This window comes from Affinundibacterium nitidum (assembly GCF_014284155.1).
GTDB classification, from domain to species: domain Bacteria; phylum Pseudomonadota; class Gammaproteobacteria; order Burkholderiales; family Burkholderiaceae_D; genus Undibacterium; species Undibacterium nitidum.
This window is the reverse complement of record NZ_JACOFZ010000008.1, coordinates 1-23,568: the sequence shown is the minus strand read 5'-3', so window position 1 is coordinate 23,568 and position 23,568 is coordinate 1. Positions and strand designations below refer to the sequence as shown.

Below are 23,568 nucleotides of genomic sequence, written 5' to 3'. Positions count from 1 at the left end.
CAAAAAGTACCTATCGCACCGAATTGTGCTTACTTTTCAAGAGGCTCTCCCCTCTCCATACTGCGCTTCCTGAAGTTTAACTCGTTTGGAGAAAAGGTATGAACAACATGATGCAAACATCAAAGCAAGAAACCGCAGTGATTATCGGTGGCTCGAGCGGAATGGGGCTAGCGACAGCAGAGCGTCTAGTGCAACGTAATATCAAAGTAATTTTGGTTGGCAAACAAGCGGACAAATTGAAACATGCGAAAGAAAGTCTGTTGCTGGCAAAGGCAGATGCTCTTGTCGATACGAAACAAGTCGATCTGTATTCTCAGACCGAAGTGGGTGCATTGATCGCACATCTCGATCACAGCGACACACCAATTCACTATTTATTGAACGCAGCGGGTACATTTAAGCCTTTGGCATTTTTGGAACACCAAACTAGCGATTACCAATCCTATATGGCCTTAAACCAAGCTAGCTTTTTTATCACACAAGCAGTTGTCAGAAATATGGTGAAACATGGCGGCGGTGCCATCGTGAATATTGGTTCGATGTGGGCCAAACAGGCGATCAGGGCGACACCTTCATCAGCTTACTCCATGGCTAAAGCAGGCTTACACGCTTTGACACAACATCTGGCCATGGAATTAGCCGAGCACAATATTCGCGTCAATGCGGTGTCTCCGGCAGTCGTCAAGACGCCTATCTATCAAGGTTTTATTCCGTTGGAACAAGTGGACAATGCGCTCGAAGGTTTTAATAGTTTTCATCCTATCGGGCGAGTGGGGCAAGCTGCGGACGTCGCAAACGCGATTGACTTTTTATTGAGTGAGAAAGCATCTTGGGTAACGGGTGCTGTGTGGGATGTTGATGGTGGCGTGATGGCGGGGCGCAATTAAGCGATCTTGCGCTCGAAAAGAGGCACGTCAATTGACACTGAAAGACCTAGACAGTGCCATTGAGCCTGTCTAGGCAGCTGACGACTTAAGCCTTCGCTTTCGATGCCTCTATTTTTTCCTGCAGCAGTGCTCGACGGCGGAGGCTCTCTTCAGGCCATACATTCCCTCTCTCGTAGTACTCAACGAATTGAGGCGTATCTGCATTCAGCTCTACCCATGGCTGTTTTGATGCGGTAAAGATATGCACATCAGGCGGGAAGAGATCGGGTTGATCGAGACTGCCAACCCGTATGAACTTGCAAAAGCGGCCAGCGCCAGCATAGTGGCTCCAGACGGCGATTTTGCAATGAGGGCAACGTGCGATTTGTTGACCTGCGCCACTGGCTGATGGCGTGGCTACCAATTCGGGCGCGATGCCCAACTCTTCGACGTATTCGGATTCGAGCATCGCATTTAAAGCGAAGGCCGCACCAGATTCACGTTGGCACCATCGGCAATGGCAGCAATGGACGACCATCGGCGATCTGAGTAAACGATAACGTACCGCTTTGCAATCGCAACCACCTTCGATCGGAGAAAATTGTTCAGTCATAGACTACCTAAAAATTGAGAATTAAATTTGGATAATACCGATTATGCTTGAAGGTCAAAACCTAGAGTAAGGCTGTCGCCAATAGCCACTGCACTCCAAAGTGAGCTCAGGCGTAGTAACTCACAACGTACCGACTCCACATCTTCAGGCTTGACTTGTAAAGCAGGACAATGGCGGGCATCGCAAGTGACCTGGTAAAGTTCAAGCATGTCTTCCGCAGGCGTTTGCCATCCAGACCATCCATCAGCTTGAAATACCTCGACTAGCCTTTCGACTCCGTCACTCTCCGCTTCTGCTTGCATCTGCAGTGTCGCTTTCTTGCCGGCGTGAATGCGGCTGATGAAACCACGCTTGCGTAAGGTATTCTCTACCCCATAGTGCACCATGTCGTGAGGAATGATGCCTTGTTTTGGGCAATCGATATTTCCCACTTCTTGACCGCCTTTGACGATCGATAGGTGATCGTATTTGCCATTTTTCTTTGTAAAAATTAATTGCATGATGGTCTCATTTTGACTTTTCGGATAAACACCTTCTGCCGTGATAATTTGAGCTATCAGTGTAAATGCAATTTCAGATTTTGCATTGATTTTGCGATCAATTGCGGGAAATGGGTATGGATTTGCGGCGGTGTTGCGCTGAGTTGAAGAATCTTGCTCTTGATGTTTAAAAAAATCAAAATGGATCGAGAGAGAAAGATCGCTTTTTTAGTGAATGCAGACTCTCTCGATATCGTTTTCGATACTTTCAAAATTGGCGCAACTTATTGCTCGACATAGGTACCTGCTTTTAGAGCAGGCCAGTTCTTGTCGGCATCATGTACATAGGTTGGAATATCTTCGCGCCAGCGTTTCAGAACACCCTTACTCAAGTTGAGATACAGCTTTCCATCTTGAACGTGGAAAGCATGTGGATCAATTTCTGGTGTGTATCCTTGAGAGACGCCATAGGCGCAGTAGCCACCATATTGAGGAGCATACTTCTCAGGTTCGGCTTTGAAAGCATCGAGGTTGGCTTGGCTACTAAAATGCCATGTCGCTCCTTGCCATTCAGTACTCAAATTTTTCTGTCCTTTGACCGCTTTATGGACCGTGAAGTAAGCAACCGGATCATAGCCGCGAATGGCACCGGCCTTAGTTGAAAAAATGGGATCAATGGCTAGGGCATGGCTGCTAAGAAGAATGAACGAAGTGAGTAAACTAGTTTTGAAAAAAGTAAAAATACGCATACGAAACTCCAAGTGAATGAAAGACTACAAGTAGTCGGTTTCATTGGGCGATGCTTACAAAATTTCTTCTAGTTTTCTTCTAATAATTGAATATCGTCGGCGAGCGAAATAGGGCGATAGCAAATAACTTCAATAGTTTGATCCGCAAAAACAGATCTCCGATCACGGCCTTTGCTTATTTTTACCATTGTTCTATCACGTTCCTCAATTAAATCGAGGATCGCCTGTCGATATAGTCGTACCAGCGAACTCAAAATAGTATTAACCTGTCGGTTCCCCTGTTTGCCCTTAATGGCGAAATGATCTAACGCAATTTCGCACTGCTGACTTGATAGCCATGGCCCCTTTGTTACCCAGCGGTTGACAACAAAAAAGCCGATTGGCATCCCAGTGGCATCCATCGACACCGCGATTAAATGGGCGGGTGCTTCACTGTAAAGCTCGCGCACAGGTCGAAGGCCTAGCTCTTGCGCGTGCACGAACAAATGGAAATGGCCGTGTTCAACGAACGGACGTTGTTGGCCAGGATGCGCATGATAGAAGTACTGAGAGTGATGTTGGTGGTCACGCACATCATCTTCGGGATAGTGATCCCATTCTACAAAGGCATGTTTTCCCAGCACTTGCTGAACTACTTGTGAACCTTTTTCCGACAGTTGATGCAGATGAGACACAAGCTCATTCGCCGCTTTCCACAAGCGCGCTTTTTCTGTTGGCGTGGTTGATTGCGTGACTAAAGATTGTGGTTTGACGAGGACAGGGAGGCGCATATTCGCTTGGCACTCAATAAGAAAGTACGATTACAACGGTAAGATTGCTTCCTCACACGAGGAAGCAATCGATTGAATCTACAAATTTATTTCTTCGCCGCGCAGCAGCCTTTCTTTGCAGCACAGCATCCTTTCTTAGCATGTGCTTTCTTCGCAGCACAGCAAGCTTTCTTAGCTGCGCAGCAGCCCTTCTTAGCAGCACAACAGCCTTTCTTCGCTGCGCAACACCCTTTTTTTGCGGCACAGGCTTTTGCTGCAGTAGCTGGCTTAGCAGCACACTGTGCAAGAGCAGGCATCGCCGCCATCGCACTTGCAGCCATCACAGACGCAGTCATTACGCTTTTCAAGGTTGTACTTAAAGATTTAGCTTTCATCGATTTCTCCAAAGAGGAAGTGAGCCTGTAGCGGGGCAGAGGGGGTTTGCCATCATCAAGATGACTGCCATTGAGACAGCTACATGGACTTAGTCGTTTGAGAACGCGATAACTTACAAAATTTTTTAAAACTTATTTTTCGATGAAATATTCCACTTACTTCAAAGGTGGTGGTCAGATCAGGTTTCGCTGACGGCGAATGATCCACTCAACGAAGATGAGATTGGGCACCCAACACAGCCAAGCAATGAGAGGGTAGGCGATGTCGAAGGCAATACCGCCCACCATACTCACAGGCAGGTAAATGCGCAAAGTAATGGCGGCGCATGTCAACGCGTAGTTGCGTTGCATCCATTGTTGATGTTCTTTCACATGACCACGACAGATCGCTAGATAAGCGCGCAGACCCGAAAACAGCCACAAAAGGGCGAGGCCACTAAATCCCAAACGAGAGACCATGCCTCCGTAAGCGGTTTGTGCCATGGCTCGACCTGCAAGGCCACCAGACAGAACTCCAACCATAAGATAGATTCTACCCAGCCATCGATGAACTTGGGGATGTAGCGTTCTCAGTTGAATTGAAAACTGTAAAGCACCACACAGTAAAGCGACACTGGAAGCAAATATATGCACATAGACGATACTCGAATGTGCTTGAAAATTCGCACGCATGTCAGGATGAACGACGCTACCGAGTGGCATGAAGCCATAGACAAATATTGAGTAGCCGGTGATTCCTAAAGCGAGAAAGCAGAGTACGTAATACGATAGGCCTTGCTTGTGCATACACTCTCCCTGGTCTCTCCAATTGGAAATGGGATACACCACTGCCGATATCTCTTGTGACATCGCAACCCTCTTAAACCCACTCTCGAACTTTTCACCAAGGGAATTTGAACTTTCCATTTTGAGGGGAATCTTTTCTCATATGTGAACTTTCGATGATCGTGAAAGCCAATTATAATTCTCGCGTGGCAAGTTTTGATCTGATCCTTAAGTCTCTCGCACCTTAAATTGATACTTTTGTCGTTGCTCGAAACTTAAAGCGTTTCTCTTCATGTCCAGATCGCATGCGCCAAATTCTTTAAAATTCTCTCTCGCTTCTCGCAAAGTCATATGATTTGGTCCCGAGTGGACATCGAGACTCGTCAAATCATTGCCGTCATCCTCCCAAAAACATATCTTGCAGATATCGATCTCTGCACGGCACTTTAGAGAAAAATAGTCGCAACATGGGCATTGAAATTGACTCATTTGTTTACAGCGCTAAAGTGACGATTGTTCCTAGAGCGCCATTAATTAGGTATAAAGCTAAAATTTTGGCGACTTTGCACAATCACAAATTCGGCGCCAACCACCGCTCAACATCTTCCTTCGCCACTCCACGCCGCAGCGCCATATCAGTAACCTGGTCATCACCAATCTTACCCACATTGAAGTACTTGGCTTCAGGATGCGCGAAGTAGAAGCCCGATACCGCAGCACCTGGAATCATCGCCCACGATTCTGTGATGAACATATCGATTTCTTCGCATTGCATCTGTTTGAACATTTCAGTTTTCACCGTATGTTCAGGGCATGCTGGGTAGCCTGGTGCAGGGCGAATGCCGGAATAGTTTTCTTTGATCAGGTCTTCATTACTCAAAGACTCATCAGCCGCATAACCCCACAAATCTTTACGTACCCGTTCATGCAGATATTCTGCAAACGCTTCTGCCAAACGATCTGCTAAAGACTTCAACATGATGCTGCTGTAATCGTCATGCGCGTCTTCGAAACGTTTTTCGTGCTTCTCTATCCCTAAGCCTGTTGTGACGGCGAACATGCCGATGTAATCGTTAATGCCGCTATCTTTAGGGGCGATGAAATCGCTTAAACATTGGTTCGGCTTTTGCACACCGTCGATGATCGGTTTTTCTGTTTGTTGGCGGGCACCGAAGTAAGTGATAGCAACTTTGCTGCGGCTATCATCGGTGTAGATTTCGATGTCATCGTCATTCACCGTATTCGCTGGCAATAAAGCGACGACGCCATTGGCAGTGAGCCAGCGGCCTTCGATGATCTTCTTCAGCATCGCTTGGCCTTCTGCATAGACTTTGCTTGCAGCTTCACCGACGACTTCATCTTTCAGAATAGCAGGGAAAGGGCCAGCGAGATCCCAAGTCTGGAAGAACGGACCCCAGTCGATATAGTTAGCGATATTAGCGAGGTCGACATTTTTGAAAACGCGACGGCCGATGAACTTGGGCTTCACTGGCGCATTGCTGCCAGTAAAACTGAGCTTCATTTTGTTTGCGCGCGCTTGTGCCAGCTTGAGCATAGGCGTCGCTTTTTTGTTCGCATGCAAGGTGCGAACGCGTTCGTAGTCGGTCGCGAGTTCGTTGATGTATTGCTCGCGTGTTTCTGGTGTCAACAAAGATTGGGCGACAGAAACCGAACGAGATGCATCAGGAACATACACCACAGGGCCTTCGTAATTTGGCGCAATCTTCACCGCGGTATGTGCGCGACTGGTAGTGGCTCCGCCGATCAATAGTGGAATCTTCATCATGCGGAAATGAGGGTCACGCTGCATTTCTTTAGCAACGTAAGCCATCTCTTCTAATGATGGTGTGATCAAACCGGAGAGACCGATAATGTCTGCATTTTCGGCTTTGGCTTTGGCCAAAATCTCAGAGCACGGCACCATCACCCCCATGTTCACGACTTCAAAGTTATTACATTGCAAAACCACAGTCACAATGTTTTTTCCAATGTCATGGACGTCGCCTTTCACCGTGGCGATCACGATTTTGCCTTTCGGTTTATTGTCACCACTACGTTTCTTTTCTTCTTCGATGAAGGGCACCAAGTGTGCCACCGCTTGTTTCATCACACGGGCGGATTTGACGACCTGCGGCAAGAACATTTTGCCTTGACCGAATAAATCACCGACGACATTCATGCCGTCCATCAAAGGACCTTCAATCACTTGAATTGGACGTTCAAATTGCAAGCGTGCTTCTTCGGTATCTTCAACAATCCAATTGGTAATACCGTGCACCAACGCATGCGCTAAACGTTTTTGCACGGGTTCGTTACGCCATTCGAGTGTCGCTTCTTCTTTCTTGCCGTCGGCTTTCAAGGTTGCTGCGAATTCAATCATGCGCTCTGTCGCATCATCACGGCGATTGAGCACAACGTCTTCCACACGTTCGCGCAATTCTTCTGGTAATTCGCTATACACACCTATCATGCCGGCGTTGACGATACCCATGGTCATACCCGCTTGAATCGCGTGGTAGAGGAAGACGGTGTGAATTGCTTCACGTGCCGGATCATTGCCCCGGAAGGAGAAGCTTACATTTGAAACACCACCGCTGATTTTTGCGCCCGGTAGGTTCTGGTGTATCCAACGTGTGGCTTCGATGAAGTCAACGGCATAGTTGTTGTGTTCTTCGATACCCGTCGCGATTGCGAAGATGTTGGGATCGAAAATAATGTCTTGTGGATCGAAGTTAACCTTGTCGACTAAGAGACGATACGCGCGTTCACAGATTTCGGTTTTGCGCGCAAAAGTATCCGCCTGACCTTTTTCATCAAAGGCCATGACAATCACCGCTGCGCCGTAACGACGGCAGAGGCGCGCTTGACGTAAGAATTCGTCTTCGCCTTCTTTCATCGAAATTGAATTGACGATGGCTTTACCTTGCACGCACTTCAAACCAGCTTCAATCACACTCCATTTTGAGGAGTCGATCATGATAGGCACGCGGGCAATATCGGGTTCAGAGGCGATCAAGTTCAAGAAGCGTGTCATCGCCGCTTGCGAATCGAGCATCGCTTCATCCATGTTGATGTCGATGATCTGCGCGCCGTTTTCGACTTGCTGACGTGCGACCGCTAAAGCTTCGTCGTATTGTTCATTCAAAATCAAACGGGCGAAGGCTTTCGAACCGGTGACGTTGGTGCGCTCACCGACGTTCACAAACAAAGACTGCGCATCAATCGTGAATGGCTCTAAGCCAGACAAGCGCATCGCTGGTTCTACCTTGGATACGCTGCGTGGTGTTTGTGTTTTGAGAATATCGGCAATCGCTTTGATGTGATCTGGCGTCGTACCGCAGCAACCGCCCGCGATATTGATAAAGCCTGCTTCGGCAAATTCTTTCAACAAAGCAGAAGTATCCGCTGGCAATTCATCAAAGCCAGTATCGCTCATGGGGTTAGGCAAACCTGCGTTTGGATAGATACAGACAAAGGTGTCGGCTATCTTCGATAATTCTTCAGCATAAGGGCGCATCAAAGCTGCACCGAGTGCGCAGTTCAAGCCGATGGTCAAAGGTTTGGCATGGCGTACCGAATTCCAAAATGCGGGTACCGTTTGACCCGACAAAATGCGTCCAGAAGCATCAGTCACTGTGCCGGAAATCATGATCGGTAAAGTGGTTCCGCTTTCTTCGAAGTATTGGTCAATCGCAAACAGTGCTGCTTTACAGTTAAGTGTGTCAAAAATGGTTTCGACTAACAGCACATCGGCGCCGCCTTCAACTAAGCCACGCACTTGTTCGTGGTAAGCCGCAACCAATTGATCAAACGTGACATTACGTGCTGCAGGGTCGTTCACATCCGGTGAGATCGACGCCGTTTTCGGAGTAGGTCCCAGTGCGCCGGCAACGAAGCGTGGTTTGTCGGCTGTTGAATATTTGTCGCAAGCAGCACGAGCGATCTTGGCAGAGGCCACGTTCATCTCATAGGCTAAATGTGCCATATGGTAGTCGTCTTGCGCGACCGTGGTAGCACCGAAAGTATTGGTCTCAATGAGGTCAGCACCGGCAGCTAAGTATTGCTCGTGAATTTCCGCAATCACATGAGGCTGGGTCAAAGACAGTAATTCATTATTGCCTTTAACGAAGAGTTCGCGCACGCCTTCAGGACCTGTGAAGTCTTTGAAACGCTCACCGCGGTAATCGGCCTCGGTCAGTTTATAGCGCTGGATCATCGTACCCATCGCACCATCAAGGATCAAGATGCGTTGCTTGAGCAATTCGCGCAGGCGAATTTCAGTGGAGGAGGGCGATAAGGTAGAAGACATAAGTAGCTCGCTAAAAACAAAAACCCGATCGAGCAGAGGCGCGGATCGGGTAATCAGTGTGCGATGGGTAAATGTTCACTACCTTTTAGCTGCACTTATTACGCGCCCGCAATCTGAGTCTCAAATCGGCGCAGGAAAAATAAGATTATACGTCAAAAAGTCCTCGTTTTTTGCTCTTGGCTGGGATTCCGTGTTGAGTGTGAGGGTGGAAAAGGCCACTTTTGCGTTGAGAAACCATTGTTTTATAGGTAATTTGTGAGCTGTCTCCTAGGTAAAAGACATGTTGAACGCAGCTTTGTTATGCGCAAGTCGTATTAGTAAATAGAAAAAAGATCTGCCGGCAACTGGTGAAGGCGAGATTTAGCCTAGGGAAAGAGGCAAAAAAATGGCGCCTTTGCCCGAGAGCATTGGCGCCAAAATATGGAGGGAACTCCATAAGGGAAAGCGTGCAGCTTAATTCGTTACGATGTCCTTACTTCTTTTCTGGTGTTTGATTGCGCGTTGCGATCAAGCTAGCCACGATAGAACCAGTCAAAATACCACCGATCACCATCAAAGAGACATTAGTGGGAACGTGCATCCATTTCACCACAAGCATTTTCATACCAACGAACATCAATACAAAAGCCAAGCCAAACTTCAATAAGTGGAAGCGGTTTGCCATATCAGCCAACAAGAAATACAAAGCACGTAAGCCCATAATTGCGAAAATATTCGAGGTGAACACAATGAATGGGTCTGTCGTCACTGCGAAAATCGCCGGAATTGAATCAACCGCGAACACTACGTCAGATATCTCAATCAAGATCAGCACCAATAACAAAGGGGTGAAGACGCGCTTACCGTTTTCAATGATGCTGAACTTTTCCTCGTGAAATTCCTTAGTAAAGGGCAAAATCTTCTTCGCAAATTTCAACACGGGGTTAGCTTCTAAATCTGGCTCTTTTTCGGCCGCAACCAACATGCGCAAGCCAGTAATAACCAAGAAGATACCGAATAAATAGAGGACCCACGAGAATTGCGAGACAACCCAACTACCAGCCAAAATCATGATCACGCGCATGATGATCGCGCCGAGTACACCGTACAACAAAACTTTACGTTGGTACTGCTCTGGTACCGCGAAGTGACCGAAAATCAGTAAGAACACAAAAACGTTATCAACAGAAAGTGATTTCTCAATCACGTAACCTGTCAGGAATTCCATCGACTTGGTCATCGCGATGGTTTCGCCCACCATGTCTTTCAAATAGAAATACATGCCGACGTTAAACAGCAGGGCCAATGACACCCAAACGATAGACCAAATAGCAGCTTCCTTCACACCAACTTTATGTGACTTGGAACCACCGAGTGCGAAGATGTCGAGCGCTAACATCGCTAAAACGAAAGCGATGAAGGCGCCCCACATCCAGGGTTGAGCAACAGATTCAAACATATAACTCCCTTAAAAGATTTACGTAAACCAGCCCCAGCGTTGTTACTTCGCCTTGCCTTGCTGCATTAGCGTACCCGCATATTGACTTTGTTGGAACAGGCTTGCGTAAATCTTTGAATTTTGTGAAAAATTTTTGTGAGTCATTAATAATCGACTTCGATTGGGGGTGCCGTCATTCCCGCGTAGGCGGGAATCTAGTGGCTTTCGACTTTGTGTCGAGCCATCGCCTTAGACTCAGGCCTTCGCAGGAATAACAAGCTTTACTGCCAATCGAGACAACCACTTACTTCTAGAATAAAAAAACGGTGGCAACCATGGTTGAGAGCCGTCAGCTGGCCACCACCGGTGAGCAAACTTACTCTTTGTCCGCGAAACCGAGCAAATGCAATAAGCTCGTGAACAAGTTAAAGATACTGATGTACAAACTAACCGTCGCCATGATGTAGTTGGTTTCGCCACCATGAATGATGTTGCTAGTTTCGAACAAGATCATGCCGGACATCAGCAAGACAAACGCAGCAGATACTGCCAAAGACAAAGCCGGGATCTCAAAGAAGATTGCACCTAAGCCAGCAGCGAATGCCACTAAAGCACCAATCGCCAAGAAGCCACCCATGAAACTAAAGTCACGTTTGCTAACCAATACATAAGCAGACAAGCCCATGAAAATGACGGCGGTCAAACCCATTGCATTCATGACGATGCCACTACCACCCGGCATGCCAAGGTAACGCGTGATGATAGGGCCTAGGGTTAAGCCCATGAAGCCAGTTAAGGCAAATACGGACAAAATACCCCATGCGCTATTGCGCAACTTAGTGGTCAAGAATAAGAGGCCAAAGTAACCAACTAGGGTGACGATAATCCCCATACTTGGCAATGAATAGGCGATGCTTAGTCCAGCAGTGATCGCTGAAAACAATAAAGTCATAGACAGCAACATATACGTGTTGCGTAGTACTTTATGCCCAGCGATGTTACGGCTATCCGAATAAGCTACGGTTTGCGCGTCGCGGTTAAGAGGGCGGTCTAAGAAACTCATGATGTTCTCCTGAAAACAAGCAAGAAAAAGCTTTTTTACATTCACTACTTGAATCCGAAGCTGAACGAAATTCAAATAGACTCTGTTTGAGTCTCGGCAGTATAGGTCGCCACGATAAACAATAAAAGTCGAATATAATTGTGATATACATCGATTTTTTCGATGTGTATGGCGATGTCTCCGCTTTAGCTAGGGGCATATGATTAGAGTCATGCCAACACAGCTAAGCATCTAGAGTCGTTTGATATTACTTATCGAGATTCACGCCTAAGCGGAAATGACATGCAATAGCTAACGACTTTCATTCACAAGGATTGCTATGGCCAACCTTAATTACAAACATTTGCATTACTTCTGGACGGTTGCCAAATGTGGAAGCATCGCGCGGGCGAGCGAACAGTTGCATGTAACCCCACAAACCATCAGCGGGCAATTGAGTCTGTTTGAAGACATCCAAGGCGAAGCTTTGTTCGAGAAGTCAGGACGGAACCTCGAACTGACCGAGGCGGGGCGCTTGGTCTTTGCCTATGCCGAAGAGATTTTCCTGCTAGGCCAAGAGCTTGAACAAGTACTACAGCACCATCCGACGGAACGTACCGTGCAATTGCGCGTCGGCGTTTCAGACGCCGTAGCGAAAGCGGTCGCCTACAAACTATTAGAGCCTGCTTTAAGCCTGCCGCAGACCTTACGCATCAACTGTCGCGAGGGAAAATTAGATGATTTATTGGGTGACTTAGCGCGCCACAAACTCGATATCGTAATCACCGATACGCCGCTACCTCCGTCGACCAAAGTTCGAGGATTTAGTCATCCACTCGGTGAATGCGGGTTGAGTTTCTTCGCGACGGCAGCGCTGCGAGAGGTTCATCCGCAGAATTTTCCTGCTTGCCTCAATGGCGCGCCCGTATTGCTACCTGGTGAAGACTCCGCTCTACGCTCTCGATTATTGCAATGGTTCGAACAAAAGGGGGTGCGCCCACGTATTGCCGGTGAATTCGATGACAGCGCTTTGATGAGCGCCTTCGGCCAAGCAGGTGTCGGCTTCCTCGCCAAACCCAGCGCCATTGCCGACATGATTACGCGTCAATACGATTTGCAATTAGTGGGTAGCACCGAAGAAATCAAAGAACATTTTTACGCGATTACTGTGCAACGCAAGATTACCCATCCGGCTGTGCTGGCGATTAGTCAGGCGGCGCCTCTAGCGATCATCAATGGGAAGTTACAGGCTAAGGCTAAGGCGCGCACATCTGCAAAAAATATAGGAGCACAGACGTAGCTCCGATTAGCGACAGCGCACTCGGAGTGGGTGGCAAAACTATGTTCGTTAACTGTGATGTACCAAGAATCGCGCCACGCTCTGCACATCTCAACATTATCATTTTGATCAATTGTCTCCGGTGGCGTTTGCGCTAGTCCGAGTTACGTACGCTTAAAGTGTGGGATTAAGATCAATAAGTCTATTCACAAGTTGATTGATTCTCATAATATTCTCTTCAGGGTAGTTTCTAAATTTGACATAACCACGATAGATATCGGCTGTTTCTTGAATTCTTGCCGGTTGTGCCAAGTATGCCAATGACATTGCCTGTACAAGGAAATTACTCAAATAGAATTTGCACTTTTCTGAATTATTGACAGAACTGTTCAAAGTGATCATAGATAATGTTGTTTCAAAAAAGGGGAGAATTTTTTCCTTTACTAGTACTTCGATTATTTCAGTTGTCTGAACCAAGTCCTCCAACCTAGACACTTTAGGAGGAGTATGTTGGCCAGTAAAAAATAAATAGTTACAGCCGATCCAACCTGTTTCCGAAGAATCACCAGTAATGAGTTTTGCCACTTCACACACTGATGGGATATCAAACCTAGCCGTAATATAGAGCACGAACATATCTCGTTTTTTTTCAACCCCAAGCCATACACATTGAGTTCCGTAATCAGCCGTTCTAATGGCCCATTTTTCTCTGTTTTTCCAAGTAAACCCAGCAGGCTCTAAAATTGGCATCAAACGCTCAACAATGAAATGCAACACACTTCTTTCTGTCAGTGGCTCTTCTTTGAGTACTGGTTTTTCATGTGAAACGATGAAGGATTGTGTCTCTGGTGTATTCGGAAAATAGACGGTATCTGATTGTGTCTCGATGACTTTTAAACCTAGATCACCAGCCAATTTTAAAACCGAGGCTAGTACTTGCTCTTCGTTTTGAACAATATCGAGAATAGCAATGCGCTGACCAAAATTGTTGATCAAAGGCGCGTCGCCCCACACACATTCGTCAGTCCCATCTTTGTAGGAAGACAAGCAGGGATATTGTGCAACCAGTTGTTGATAAAGCTGAGCGAACTTCGCGCTAGGCTCTCCATCGCTCGCATGAAATTCCTCGATTATTCTACTAACTAACTTTTGGCGTTGAGCGGCATCGCTAGGTAAAGCTATGTCAGTGACTTGGACGATAAAACTCATCAGCATTGCTCCAATAAAAGCTGTGTATGATTTAAGCAAACGGTCAGTACTATCGGATCTAAATATGATGCATGACGATTGATTGACTTTGCTTTGGGTCGAATCGACATATTGTAGTAGAAGGTAGTTGTAAGGTCACGAGCACAAAAACGGCGAGGTCACAGAACAGTGACTTCGCCGTTTTCCTTCGCATACTTCAGCGATTACTTCTTATTGCTTACACCTCTAGGGTACTTAATCGTCATCTCTTTCAAAATATTGTCAGCATGATCGACTTCCTTCATCACCCACAGCATGTAGCGAATATCCATGTGGATCGCACGGGTGATTTTCGGATCAAAGTACCAGTCTTTGGTGATGGATTCGTAGGTGGAATCGAAATTCAAACCGATCAATTCACCGCGCTTGTTCATCACTGCCGAACCAGAGTTACCACCTGTGGTGTCAGCGCTGGTTAAGAAGTCGACAGGTACTGTGCCGAGGATAGGATCTTTGAACACACCATAACGTTGTTCTCTAATCGCAGCTAACAAGTTAGATGGAGCGATGAAAGGATCTTTGCCTGTGTGTTTTTCAGCGATGCCTTCTACCGTCGTGAACGGGCCTTTAGTGACGCCATCGCGTGGTGAGTAGGAACCGACTGTGCCGTAAGTTACGCGTAGCGTGCTGTTGGCATCTGGATAGACTGGCTTGCCTTCGCTCTTCTTCCATGCAATCACGGCTTCCATGTATTGTGGAATGATGAAGTCGAGTTGGCCGTCTACTTCCTTACGACGGTTTTCTAAAGACATACCGATATCGTGTAACTTCAATGCCAATTGAATGAAGGCATCATCTGATTGTTGGAAAGCGGCGCGATCTTTTTCCATCCAGGCTAAACGTTTCGCCGTATCGGTCAACTGCGTTTTTTGGTACAAGTCTGCGGCTGCTTCAACGCTTGGTAAGAGCGCATCTAAGCCTTGCGGATGCTTAGCCATTTTGGCGTAACGCTGCAGTGCAGCTTGCAAGCGGGCTTGATCGACTTTGCTCACGAACGATTGCTCGAGACGGCTTAAACGGCCCTTGATGAAGGCTAAATCACGCTCTTGGTAGCCAGACTCACGTTGTGCATTGGGCTTCTCTTTCTCGATTGCCAGACGATACAAAGCACGAGCACTGTTGAAGAGATCGCTATTGGTGGCAACGCCGTAAGCTAACTCTTCTTGAGATAAAGCCATATCCTCTGCAATGATGGCGTCAAGCTTAGCGAGCAGGCCTTTCGCTTCCGCTGGAGTTTTGCTAGAACCGATCAACCAGTTGCGGAAGGCGGCATCTTGCCCATCTTTGATGGCAGCGATGTCTTTACGTGCAAAGCCGTCGATCAAGCCCTGCGTTTTCTTCAAGCGATTATTGATGCCTTTGACCACGCTGGCATATCGCACTTCATCATCAGCATTGCCCTTGGTGGCAGCTTCAATCGTGGCGATGTCGGCCAACATTTCTGCTGCACGTACAGGGTAATCGGTATCGCGAGCAAAGCGAATTTCAGAAGGTAATTTGTAGCGGCTAGTGCGGCCTGGGTAACCGGCTAACAAAATTGGATCACCATTCTTGATACCTTCCGCAGACACGACTAAGAAGTCCTTGGATTTGTAAGGAACGTTATCAGGGGATGGATCTGCTGGGCGGCCATCTTTACCGACGTAAGCACGTATGAAAGAGAAATCACCGGTGTGGCGCGGCCATTCGAAATTGTCGATGTCGCCACCGTAGTTACCGATCATATCGGGCGGTGCATAAACCAAGCGCACGTCGCGGATCATCATTTGGCGAATGCGGTAGTACTCCAAGCCGCGATGGAAGCTCGGTACAGAGCAGCGGTAAGCTTTATCTTGCTCGCAGTCTGCGATTAATTTTTTGATGCGACTTTGAATTTGTTCGCGACGTTCACGACCACTCAAGTTAGCGCCTAAGCCTTGAGTGATTTCCTTAGTGACGTTGTCGACTTTGTCGGTAATGTAGATGCGCGTACTCTCGCCAGCTGGCAACTCTTCAGCACGGGTCTTAGCCAAGAAGCCATCATTGATATAATTTTTCTTGGCGCTGGAATTGCGTTGAATCGCATCATAAGCGCAGTGATGGTTGGTCACGATCAAACCTTCGTTAGAAACGAAAGAGGCGGAACAACCACCAGTAGAAACAATCGCACTCATCGGGTGCTTTGATAAATCCGCCAGTTTTTCTGCTGGAATGCTGATGCCGATTTTCTTCAATTCGGCTTTCAGTTGCGGCAGTTGGTAGGGTTGCCATTGGCCTTCGTCTGCTTGCACCTGTGCGCTGATGGCGAGGAGGGCAGCGGGTAGAACTAGTCTTTTGAACAATTGAATCTCCTTGATAGCGGGTCTGCTGGAATATTGTTAATTTGCATTCAGAATTGCTAGGGTGCGAGTATAGCCTTGTTCGCCATCGAGGGCTAACGGCAAATGTTGAAAAAGAAGGTGGCCAGTAAGAGTGAAAGCCCGAGAGAAAAGTCTTGATTCCAATGTTGATTATGTCGGATTTTAGTCACTGTTTATTCATACAGCTCCGCGTAGAGCCTCTCCGCTACTAGCATTGCCTAGCCAACTCGAGCACATAGCAAATCTGCTTGTCGAGTTTGCTCTCAAGGGAAGAAGCAGTTGTGCTACATTTAATCTTGCCCAAGAAAAACTATGGTGGACCATGGTCTGATTTCATAGTTTGGCAGTTGTTCTTTACATAAAAATATAATGCTGCGTTTCCTTTATGCACACACTGTGGCTGGTACTTTTTTGCTAATGTTATTGGCATGCTTTCCTACGTCAGTGAGGGCAAGTGATGTGATGACAGTGATTCATCCAGCCGACGAGGAAAAGGGTGATCCACGTTTCAACGATGTCAAAGAAATTCTTCGGATGGCGCTAGAAAAGACCGTCGCTGAATTTGGTCCCTATGAACTTCGTGCTTCTGCTCTGCAAACCAACGGCTTGCGTTATCTTAGTAATCTGGCTCGCGAGAATGATCTGAATGTGGTTTGGAGCTCGACCACAGTTGAAAAGGAGCGCAACTATCTACCGATACGCATTCCTTTGCGCAAAGGAATTTTAGGCTATCGTATTTTGTTGGTTCATAAGGATAAGCAAGGGCTGTTGACGGGAGTGAAGTCGCTTGACGATCTAAAGAAGTTCAGCGTTGGTCAAGGAGTTGGCTGGGACGATGTGAAATTGTATGAAGCGAATGGAGTGAAGGTCATAGAAGCAAAATATAGTAATTTATTTCGCATGTTGAGTTACCAGCGCTTTGATTTTTTTCCTCGCGGCATTAACGAGATCTTCAACGAGTTTGAGAAAGAGTCTCCACATAATCCTGATTTAGTTGTCGATGATAGTTTGCTGCTCTATTACCCTTGGCCGTATTATTTCTTCGTTTCTAAAACCAATACCAAGTTACATAAGCGCCTTTCGCTAGGTCTGCAGAAGATGATCAAAGATGGTTCTTTCGATGCGATTTTCTGGAAATACAATGGCAAAGCGATTGAAGCTGCCAATTTTAAGAAGCGCCGTGTCATCCACATGACTAACCACTTGTTGCCAAAAGAGACGCCGCTCAACGATGCCTCCCTATGGTATCGGCCCAAGTTGAACTGAGACCCTATGCCATTGCCATCACATGAACTAAGGCTGTCGCGGTCCCTAATATCGGCGAGTCTCGTCTTATGCTTTAGTAATGCAGCGATCGCACAGTCGGATCAAACCGCAGGCAATGCATTCAACACTCAGTCTGAATCAAAGCCCGCTTCACCTGAAGCGTCGACCGTTGTGATTGAAGCGCAAAAAACTCGCTCTGTGTTGAACCTCTCGGGTCGAGCACTCCAAGAGCAACTTCCAGGTATGAATCCTTTAAAGGGATTACATCAATTAGCAGGGGTGACTTTTCAATCAGCCGACCCTTGGGGCAATAACGAGCAGAACTTTTCGCTTTTTGTACATGGTTTTAGTGCGCAGCAATTGGGTTACACCTTGGATGGTGTTCCTTTAGGAGACCAGCAATACGGTAATTACAATGGGCTCTCGCCGCAACGCGCTGTGATCAGTGAGAATGTCCGTAATGTGTTGTTGAGTTCTGGTGCTGGAGATTTGGCTACGGCATCGACGAGTAATCTAGGTGGCACTATCGAACATTATTCGAGTGACCCCATGGCCAAACAGAGTTGGACGTTTGCGCAAACGGTTGGCAGCTACGGGGCAAGCCGTAGTTATGTACGTTATGACAGTGGAGAGCTGGGCGTCGATGATCAATCTGCGGCGTCTTCTTCATTTTATTTATCGGCAGTGAGACAACGCGCACGTGCTTGGGATTTCAATGCGGTGCAAGGCGGCGAACAATTGAATGCGAAATGGGTCAAGTATTTCGCCAAGGCTAAGTTGACCGCTTATTACAATTTTTCTGACAAAGCCGAGCCGAATGAAGACAGCACGGTGCGCAGTGCTCGTGAAAGTTTTGTCCCCTACACACGTCCTATGACTTACCCTGATTTCGGATTGGCATTGAGATATGTGAATGCACAAGGTAGACCGCCAGTAGGCGATGGGAATAATTACAGAAACTATTTTGGGGTCGCTCAAAGGCGTGACCATCTTGCTTACCTCAAATTAGATCAAGAAATTGATCATGATACGAGCTGGAACAATCAGGTCTACGTGCACTTTGATCGCGGTTTAGGGGCGGTGGCCGGGCCTATCGGTGTGGCCGGTTTGCCGACCTTGTTTAAGGTTTATTTTCCGACACAGGACTTGAAGCAAAGTTTTGGTGGTTCTGGTTATGCTGTTCGCACGACGGAGTATCAAATTCAGCGTTCGGGACTGATCTCACAATGGCAGCAAAGAAGCGGCGAACATCAATGGCAACTCGGGTTCTGGACCGAACAGAATCGCTCTAGTGCTTATCGTCGTTGGTATGCACTTGATGTGAATCGGCCATTGAGCCCCTATGATGTGCCACGTGACCCTTTGATCACGCAATACGGAAGTGAAATTGATAATCAAGTCGTACAAATTTCAGTGCAAGATGAATGGCGCCCACACCCGTCTTTCGCTTTGCAGGCAGGCTTCAAATCGAGCTTGCAATTTGCGGGTGGTACTTTTCCTGTACAACCAAAATTGGGTGCTATTAGTGGTGGAAATGGCGGTGGTTCAGCGGCACTACCTGAGGGCAATATCATCACCAGAAAGTGGTTCTTGCCACAATTGGGCTTGCTGTGGCGTTTGTCGAGCGAGGATCAAGCCTACCTAAATCTCCAGAGAAATTTACGACAATTCGTCACCTATGGTGCGGTTGGTCCTTCGCCTTGGAGTCTGAGTAATCAAAGTGCCTTCGACTTATTTAAGCGCACCGCACAACCGGAAACGGCAGACACTGTTGAAAGCGGCATTCGCAGTCGTCGTCAATATGATTCACGGTCGACCTTCATTCCTGGCTTGAGCGCGATAGAGGCACAGGCCGCAGTGTATTTCGTCAATTTTCATGATCGCTTATTACAAATCAGTCCGACGCCGGTGATTTCGTCAATTGTGAATGGCAATCCGATCTTGGCGAATGTCGGTGCGGTCAACACGCGTGGTGCTGATGTCAGCGTTGGAATGCAGTTTGGATCACGTCTTTCCCTATCGAATGCGCTTTCCTATAATCGATCGACCTATCAAGACGATTACTTCAATGGCGCGAATCGTGTGGCAAGCTCAGGCAAACAAGTGCCGGGCAGCCCAACTTGGTCGAACAAAACTAATTTGAAGCTGCAATGGACAGATCTCGAATTGCTGTTAAGCTCGGACTACGTTGGTAAGCGCTATGCCACTTATACTAATGACCTCTACGTGCCTGCCTATCATTTATTTGGCATGGGACTTCGTTACCGTTTGCCTCTTCACGGAACTACCCAAGCTATTGATCTCCATTTTCATGTCAGTAATCTGAGCAACCGACAAGGGACGTCGACTATCGTGGTCGGCGCGGCCAGTGGCACTTACAATACCTTCCCAATTCCCCCTAGGCAGTTTTTCTTGGGCCTGAGTAGTCGTTTCTGAATCGCCGTTTCTGAAGTTTGTGTGGTCGTAGTGTAAATAAATTTGAGTATTTGAACTTCGCAAGCAGGTTTTTTGAATCCATTTGGCTTTGTTTTCCGTATATTTAATCGAAGTGGATAGTATTTGGAAATATGCCAAAAAAGTTCAGGCAAGATGTTGAATTCGTCCTGATCTTTTAACGTAGTCGCGTGGCATGAATCGAAATTTGTCCCAAGTAAAAACAAAGTTTGTTCACTTCAGCTTGTTAAGATAGTGAGCTTAGTGACCGAGCATGCAAATGCTCGCAAAAAGCACAGCCAGAGAAAATGAAAAGGAGCTCTTTTGGAAACCACCAGCAGAATTGATAATGGACAGCTACATATATGGCTTAATGGTGTTGCCGCTAAAGATGCAGCCGCTTTTAAGGCGCTGTACCAAGCGTCTTCTCCTAAGCTGTTTGGCTTTGCTTTACGCATCTTGAATAAGCGAGAGCTGGCTGAGGAAATACTGCAAGAAAGTTTCGTCAATATTTGGAATAATGCCGCGAGCTATCAAAGTAGCTTAGCCGCACCGATGACTTGGATGATGACGATAGTCCGTAATCGTGCCGTCGATTTACTGCGTAAATTGGACCATGATGTGGAAATCGACGCCGATGAGTTTGATCCACAAATCGTATTAGCGATGGAGAGTGGCGACTTAAGTCCCTTGCAGCAAATGGAGCTCAGTCAAGATGCTGTCGCGTTGGCAGCATGTATGTCGCGCTTAGAAGCCATGCAGAGACAAGCGATGGCGCTGGCTTTTTATCATGATCTATCGCATAGCGAAGTAGCAGCACATATGACGATGCCGGTCGGCACAGTGAAAACATGGATACGCCGTGGACTTGATAAATTACGTAATTGCTTGGTGAAGGTGCCCGCACTATGAAAATCTCTGCACATCCTCAACTCCTACAAAAATTGGCGGCTGAATACGTGTTAGGTACTTTGCGTGGTGGCGCACGTCGCCGCTTTGATGCGCTATTGCAGCAAGATCCTAAGGTCTTGCAAGCAGTCCGAGAATGGCAAGCGCACTTGTTACCGATGGCGGAATTCGCCTCTTCGCAACCAGTGTCTGCCGAAGTATGGTTGGCAGTAGAGCGTCGATTAGGTCTACTTAAGAAGAATGATCGTTGGGAATATTGGCGTCAGTTGCGTCAGGACTTGAGTTTCTGGCGTGGCCTTGGGCTGGTTTCGACCACGGCTGCTTTAGTCTTAGTCTCCGTGCTATTGAGTCAACGTGCTGAATTGAGCTTGCCGACTGGCCCAACTTATGTGGCAACACTTGCAGATGAAAAAGCGCAAACACAAGTGTTGATCTCGGGTAATCGTGCTAAAGGTAAGATGACTGTGCGTATGGTGCAGGCCCAAGCGATCGCTGCGAATCAAAGTTTGGAATTGTGGTCGATTGCCAAAGACGGCAAGATTCGCTCGCTCGGTTTGATCGCCGCCAATGGCGAGGTCGAGTTGGCCTTGCCAGATTTCTTGGTGCCTGAGGCGACTAATATCTTGGCAATTTCTTTGGAACCGAAAGGTGGTTCAGGTAACCCTGAAAAACCAAGCGGCCCTATCTTGTTCAAAGGTGTTTGGCTACAGGTGTGATTTTCTTGGTGTGTTTCTTTTTGACTAGGCAAGTTCGTGACGGCGAACTTGTTTTTTGTTTCACTCCCTTAGTTGATAGCCGTCGATAGCACGCCATGTTGGTAGTCGTTTCTCTGCATGGTCGTGCGACCTTGGGACTGAGTCTTCTCCGAATTTTGTTAGTCTTCGCTTGTGTAATTGCTATCTCTTCTCAGTTCTTGAAAAATAAATCGCTTCTTTTTTCATTTGTTTGAATCCGATTTGCTGTGTTCTACGTAAAAGTCTTTGAGGGCTTCAAAAGCCATCTTTTTTTGTTGCGGCGATGTTTCATTAAGTGGCCGTGATCAGCCAGAAAACCGATTTAGGAGAATACGAATGAAGTTGACACAAATTTCACGCTGCATAGGCTTGGCCTTGGTCGGCGCTACGCTAACGGTGGCTTTGCCAGCCTTCGCCCAAGATAGTTTAAAACCGGACATGGGTAAGCTGTTGGCGACAGGTGGTGTTAGTCAGTTGGAAGGCGCAGGTGGCGGCGGTTTGACGCCGTGGGCTTTGATTACTGGTTACGGTACACGTGATAGCTATGGCGCCAACGCCCACTACACACAGGTCAAGACACAAGACTATCAATTGAAAACTTATGGTGCGGCGGTCGGAATCGCCGACACCGTGGAGTTTTCCATCGCCAAACAAGAATTCACCGGCAGTTTGGCTCCTTTGAATTTACTCAATCTGCAGCAAGACATTTTCGGCGTAAAAGTACGCGTTGCAGGTGAAGCGGTCTACGATCAAACCGGGTGGATGCCACAAGTCGCAGTCGGGGCCATGTATAAGCGCGATAGTCGCATTGGTGGTTTAGGTGCACTCGGGGTGACCAATGTTAAGCAATTAGGCGCTAAAGATGATCAAGGTACGGATTACTATGCTTCGGCAACCAAGATTTATTTGGCGCAGAGTTTATTGGTCAATGGCACAGTGCGTTTGACCAAGGCAAACCAAATGGGCTTGTTGGGCTTTGGTGGCGATCAAAAAGACAAATATCAAGCGCAGCTCGAAGGATCGATTGCCTACTTGCTTAACCGCCAGTGGGTGGTTGGTGCTGAATATCGTATGAAGCCACGTAATCTTGGTGTCGACAAAGAAAAAGATTACTACGATGCTTTCGTCGCTTACTTCCCAACTAAGAATGTTTCTATCACCGCTGCCTATGCAACGCTTGGTGATATCACGATCTTTAATCCGAAAAATCAGCGTGGTTGGTACTTGTCTTTACAGACTGGCTTCTAAGCCTCTTTAGTACCCCATTTTTGATCCCTTAAAAAATTTGTTGTAGAAAGAAATTACTATGAAACTCCTGAAAAAGAATTTATCAGCCCTTAGCTTCATGCTCATCTGTGGCGCCATGTCATGCACCAGCAGCGCCTTTGCTGCCGACACGAAAGATGCCTTGTTTGTAGAACTCGGTGGTAAAGCCGGTTTGACTAAGATCGTTGACGACTTCATGCCTTTGGTGATGGCAGACACCCGTATCAATCGTTTCTTTGAAAAGACGGATCAAGTCAAATTGAAGGCGATGTTGGTCGATCAATTTTGCGAACTCGCTGGCGGACCTTGCAAATACAATGGTCGCGATATGTACGAAGCGCATGACGGCATGGGCGTACGTAATGCCCATTTCAATGCCTTAGCTGAAGACTTGCAATTGGCGATGGAAAAAAATAATGTACCAAGTTCGGTCGCGAATCAATTGGTCGCTAAATTAGCGCCTATGCAAAGACCAATTACCAGTCATTGAACGTTGGTTTTTGGGTTTGGTGAAGGCTAGAGAACGAGTGTTTCGCTGCAAAAAAAGGCTCGCCATGATTCGACGAGCCTTTTTTCTTGTAGCTGACCCGTCCTGAAATAGATTGACAGTTTTCTTTGTGATCGAAAGGAACGTCAATGAAATCAACAGAGCGTAGGAGTCAAAGAGATTACACCTTAGCCTTTAAATTGTCGGTTGTTAGTCAGGTGGA

Annotated in this window: 20 protein-coding genes; 9 read left to right on the top strand and 11 right to left on the bottom strand. The window is 47.1% G+C overall.

Annotated features, from left to right (window positions below):
* The first annotated feature begins 107 nt into the window (after positions 1–107).
* On the top strand, positions 108–887 hold the full coding sequence (locus H8K36_RS15860; protein WP_230404723.1) for an SDR family NAD(P)-dependent oxidoreductase: 780 nt from the start codon (positions 108–110) through the stop codon (positions 885–887).
* Between the two features lie 85 nt (positions 888–972).
* Here the strand turns inward: H8K36_RS15860 and H8K36_RS15855 are convergent, their stop codons facing one another.
* The 4 genes from H8K36_RS15855 to H8K36_RS15840 all read right to left on the bottom strand — a co-directional run bounded on the left by H8K36_RS15855 (position 973) and on the right by H8K36_RS15840 (position 3,477).
* Positions 973–1,479 (bottom strand): GFA family protein, encoded by a 507-nt coding sequence (locus H8K36_RS15855; protein ID WP_186917491.1) that lies wholly within the window; start codon positions 1,477–1,479, stop codon positions 973–975.
* A gap of 41 nt (positions 1,480–1,520) precedes the next feature.
* Positions 1,521–1,979 carry a hypothetical protein gene (locus H8K36_RS15850; protein ID WP_186917490.1) on the bottom strand — a complete coding sequence of 153 codons (459 nt, stop codon included), beginning with the start codon at positions 1,977–1,979 and terminating at the stop codon, positions 1,521–1,523.
* Positions 1,980–2,242: 263 nt separating this feature from the next.
* Positions 2,243–2,707 carry a YHS domain-containing (seleno)protein gene (locus H8K36_RS15845; RefSeq protein WP_186917489.1) on the bottom strand — a complete coding sequence of 155 codons (465 nt, stop codon included), beginning with the start codon at positions 2,705–2,707 and terminating at the stop codon, positions 2,243–2,245.
* A gap of 68 nt (positions 2,708–2,775) precedes the next feature.
* A complete protein-coding gene (locus H8K36_RS15840) occupies positions 2,776–3,477 on the bottom strand; it encodes a DUF6969 family protein (RefSeq protein ID WP_186917488.1) in 702 nt (233 codons plus the stop codon).
* Positions 3,478–3,549: 72 nt separating this feature from the next.
* On the opposite strand from H8K36_RS15840, the gene H8K36_RS15835 reads away from it, so the two are divergent.
* On the top strand, positions 3,550–3,882 hold the full coding sequence (locus H8K36_RS15835; protein WP_186917487.1) for a hypothetical protein: 333 nt from the start codon (positions 3,550–3,552) through the stop codon (positions 3,880–3,882).
* Between the two features lie 143 nt (positions 3,883–4,025).
* On the opposite strand, the gene H8K36_RS15830 is transcribed toward H8K36_RS15835, so the two are convergent.
* The 5 genes from H8K36_RS15830 to H8K36_RS15810 form a co-directional block, all read right to left on the bottom strand.
* Positions 4,026–4,637 (bottom strand): DUF2306 domain-containing protein, encoded by a 612-nt coding sequence (locus H8K36_RS15830; RefSeq protein ID WP_186917486.1) that lies wholly within the window; start codon positions 4,635–4,637, stop codon positions 4,026–4,028.
* 207 nt (positions 4,638–4,844) lie between these two features.
* Complete coding sequence (locus H8K36_RS15825; protein WP_186917485.1) at positions 4,845–5,105, bottom strand: CPCC family cysteine-rich protein; 261 nt, start codon at positions 5,103–5,105, stop codon at positions 4,845–4,847.
* An 82-nt stretch (positions 5,106–5,187) separates the two neighbouring features.
* On the bottom strand, positions 5,188–8,925 hold the full coding sequence (gene metH, locus H8K36_RS15820; protein WP_186917484.1) for a methionine synthase: 3,738 nt from the start codon (positions 8,923–8,925) through the stop codon (positions 5,188–5,190).
* A gap of 472 nt (positions 8,926–9,397) precedes the next feature.
* Positions 9,398–10,363 (bottom strand): TerC family protein, encoded by a 966-nt coding sequence (locus H8K36_RS15815; RefSeq protein WP_230404713.1) that lies wholly within the window; start codon positions 10,361–10,363, stop codon positions 9,398–9,400.
* Positions 10,364–10,718: 355 nt separating this feature from the next.
* Positions 10,719–11,405, bottom strand: a complete 687-nt coding sequence (locus H8K36_RS15810) for a Bax inhibitor-1/YccA family protein (protein WP_186917483.1) — start codon at positions 11,403–11,405, stop codon at positions 10,719–10,721.
* Positions 11,406–11,724: 319 nt separating this feature from the next.
* Here H8K36_RS15810 and nhaR point away from each other — a divergent pair, with 319 nt between their 5' ends.
* Positions 11,725–12,684, top strand: coding sequence for a transcriptional activator NhaR (nhaR, locus tag H8K36_RS15805; RefSeq protein WP_186917482.1), 960 nt, complete (start codon positions 11,725–11,727; stop codon positions 12,682–12,684).
* 153 nt (positions 12,685–12,837) lie between these two features.
* Here the strand turns inward: nhaR and H8K36_RS15800 are convergent, their stop codons facing one another.
* Positions 12,838–13,872: a hypothetical protein gene (locus H8K36_RS15800; RefSeq protein WP_186917481.1), complete on the bottom strand. Its 1,035-nt coding sequence runs from the start codon at positions 13,870–13,872 to the stop codon at positions 12,838–12,840.
* 203 nt (positions 13,873–14,075) lie between these two features.
* The gene (locus H8K36_RS15795; protein ID WP_186917480.1) at positions 14,076–16,232 is read right to left on the bottom strand and encodes a S46 family peptidase; all 2,157 of its coding nucleotides are present in this window, start codon (positions 16,230–16,232) and stop codon (positions 14,076–14,078) included.
* A gap of 480 nt (positions 16,233–16,712) precedes the next feature.
* Between H8K36_RS15795 and H8K36_RS15790 the strand changes: the two genes are divergently transcribed.
* From H8K36_RS15790 to H8K36_RS15765, 6 genes are all read left to right on the top strand, one after another.
* The gene (locus H8K36_RS15790) at positions 16,713–17,516 is read left to right on the top strand and encodes a substrate-binding periplasmic protein (protein WP_230404711.1); all 804 of its coding nucleotides are present in this window, start codon (positions 16,713–16,715) and stop codon (positions 17,514–17,516) included.
* Between the two features lie 6 nt (positions 17,517–17,522).
* Positions 17,523–19,952, top strand: a complete 2,430-nt coding sequence (locus H8K36_RS15785) for a TonB-dependent receptor (protein ID WP_186917479.1) — start codon at positions 17,523–17,525, stop codon at positions 19,950–19,952.
* 321 nt (positions 19,953–20,273) lie between these two features.
* Entirely contained in the window at positions 20,274–20,861 is a 588-nt protein-coding gene (locus H8K36_RS15780) for an RNA polymerase sigma factor (protein WP_186917478.1), read from the top strand.
* Positions 20,858–21,574: an anti-sigma factor gene (locus tag H8K36_RS15775; RefSeq protein ID WP_186917477.1), complete on the top strand. Its 717-nt coding sequence runs from the start codon at positions 20,858–20,860 to the stop codon at positions 21,572–21,574. Before H8K36_RS15780 ends, H8K36_RS15775 begins: the two co-directional genes overlap by 4 nt.
* A gap of 354 nt (positions 21,575–21,928) precedes the next feature.
* Positions 21,929–22,840 (top strand): DUF3034 family protein, encoded by a 912-nt coding sequence (locus tag H8K36_RS15770; RefSeq protein WP_186917476.1) that lies wholly within the window; start codon positions 21,929–21,931, stop codon positions 22,838–22,840.
* 58 nt (positions 22,841–22,898) lie between these two features.
* Positions 22,899–23,348 carry a group I truncated hemoglobin gene (locus H8K36_RS15765; protein ID WP_186917475.1) on the top strand — a complete coding sequence of 150 codons (450 nt, stop codon included), beginning with the start codon at positions 22,899–22,901 and terminating at the stop codon, positions 23,346–23,348.
* Positions 23,349–23,568 lie beyond the last annotated feature (220 nt).

Coding starts and splice junctions, on each gene's coding strand:
- H8K36_RS15860 (WP_230404723.1), top strand. CDS start 108: ATGATGCAAACATCAAAGCAAGAAACCGCAGTGATTATCGGTGGCTCG.
- H8K36_RS15855 (WP_186917491.1), bottom strand. CDS start 1,479: ATGACTGAACAATTTTCTCCGATCGAAGGTGGTTGCGATTGCAAAGCG.
- H8K36_RS15850 (WP_186917490.1), bottom strand. CDS start 1,979: ATGCAATTAATTTTTACAAAGAAAAATGGCAAATACGATCACCTATCG.
- H8K36_RS15845 (WP_186917489.1), bottom strand. CDS start 2,707: ATGCGTATTTTTACTTTTTTCAAAACTAGTTTACTCACTTCGTTCATT.
- H8K36_RS15840 (WP_186917488.1), bottom strand. CDS start 3,477: ATGCGCCTCCCTGTCCTCGTCAAACCACAATCTTTAGTCACGCAATCA.
- H8K36_RS15830 (WP_186917486.1), bottom strand. CDS start 4,637: ATGCACAAGCAAGGCCTATCGTATTACGTACTCTGCTTTCTCGCTTTA.
- H8K36_RS15825 (WP_186917485.1), bottom strand. CDS start 5,105: ATGAGTCAATTTCAATGCCCATGTTGCGACTATTTTTCTCTAAAGTGC.
- metH (WP_186917484.1), bottom strand. CDS start 8,925: ATGTCTTCTACCTTATCGCCCTCCTCCACTGAAATTCGCCTGCGCGAA.
- H8K36_RS15815 (WP_230404713.1), bottom strand. CDS start 10,363: ATGTTTGAATCTGTTGCTCAACCCTGGATGTGGGGCGCCTTCATCGCT.
- H8K36_RS15810 (WP_186917483.1), bottom strand. CDS start 11,405: ATGAGTTTCTTAGACCGCCCTCTTAACCGCGACGCGCAAACCGTAGCT.
- nhaR (WP_186917482.1), top strand. CDS start 11,725: ATGGCCAACCTTAATTACAAACATTTGCATTACTTCTGGACGGTTGCC.
- H8K36_RS15800 (WP_186917481.1), bottom strand. CDS start 13,872: ATGAGTTTTATCGTCCAAGTCACTGACATAGCTTTACCTAGCGATGCC.
- H8K36_RS15790 (WP_230404711.1), top strand. CDS start 16,713: ATGACAGTGATTCATCCAGCCGACGAGGAAAAGGGTGATCCACGTTTC.
- H8K36_RS15785 (WP_186917479.1), top strand. CDS start 17,523: ATGCCATTGCCATCACATGAACTAAGGCTGTCGCGGTCCCTAATATCG.
- H8K36_RS15775 (WP_186917477.1), top strand. CDS start 20,858: ATGAAAATCTCTGCACATCCTCAACTCCTACAAAAATTGGCGGCTGAA.
- H8K36_RS15770 (WP_186917476.1), top strand. CDS start 21,929: ATGAAGTTGACACAAATTTCACGCTGCATAGGCTTGGCCTTGGTCGGC.
- H8K36_RS15765 (WP_186917475.1), top strand. CDS start 22,899: ATGAAACTCCTGAAAAAGAATTTATCAGCCCTTAGCTTCATGCTCATC.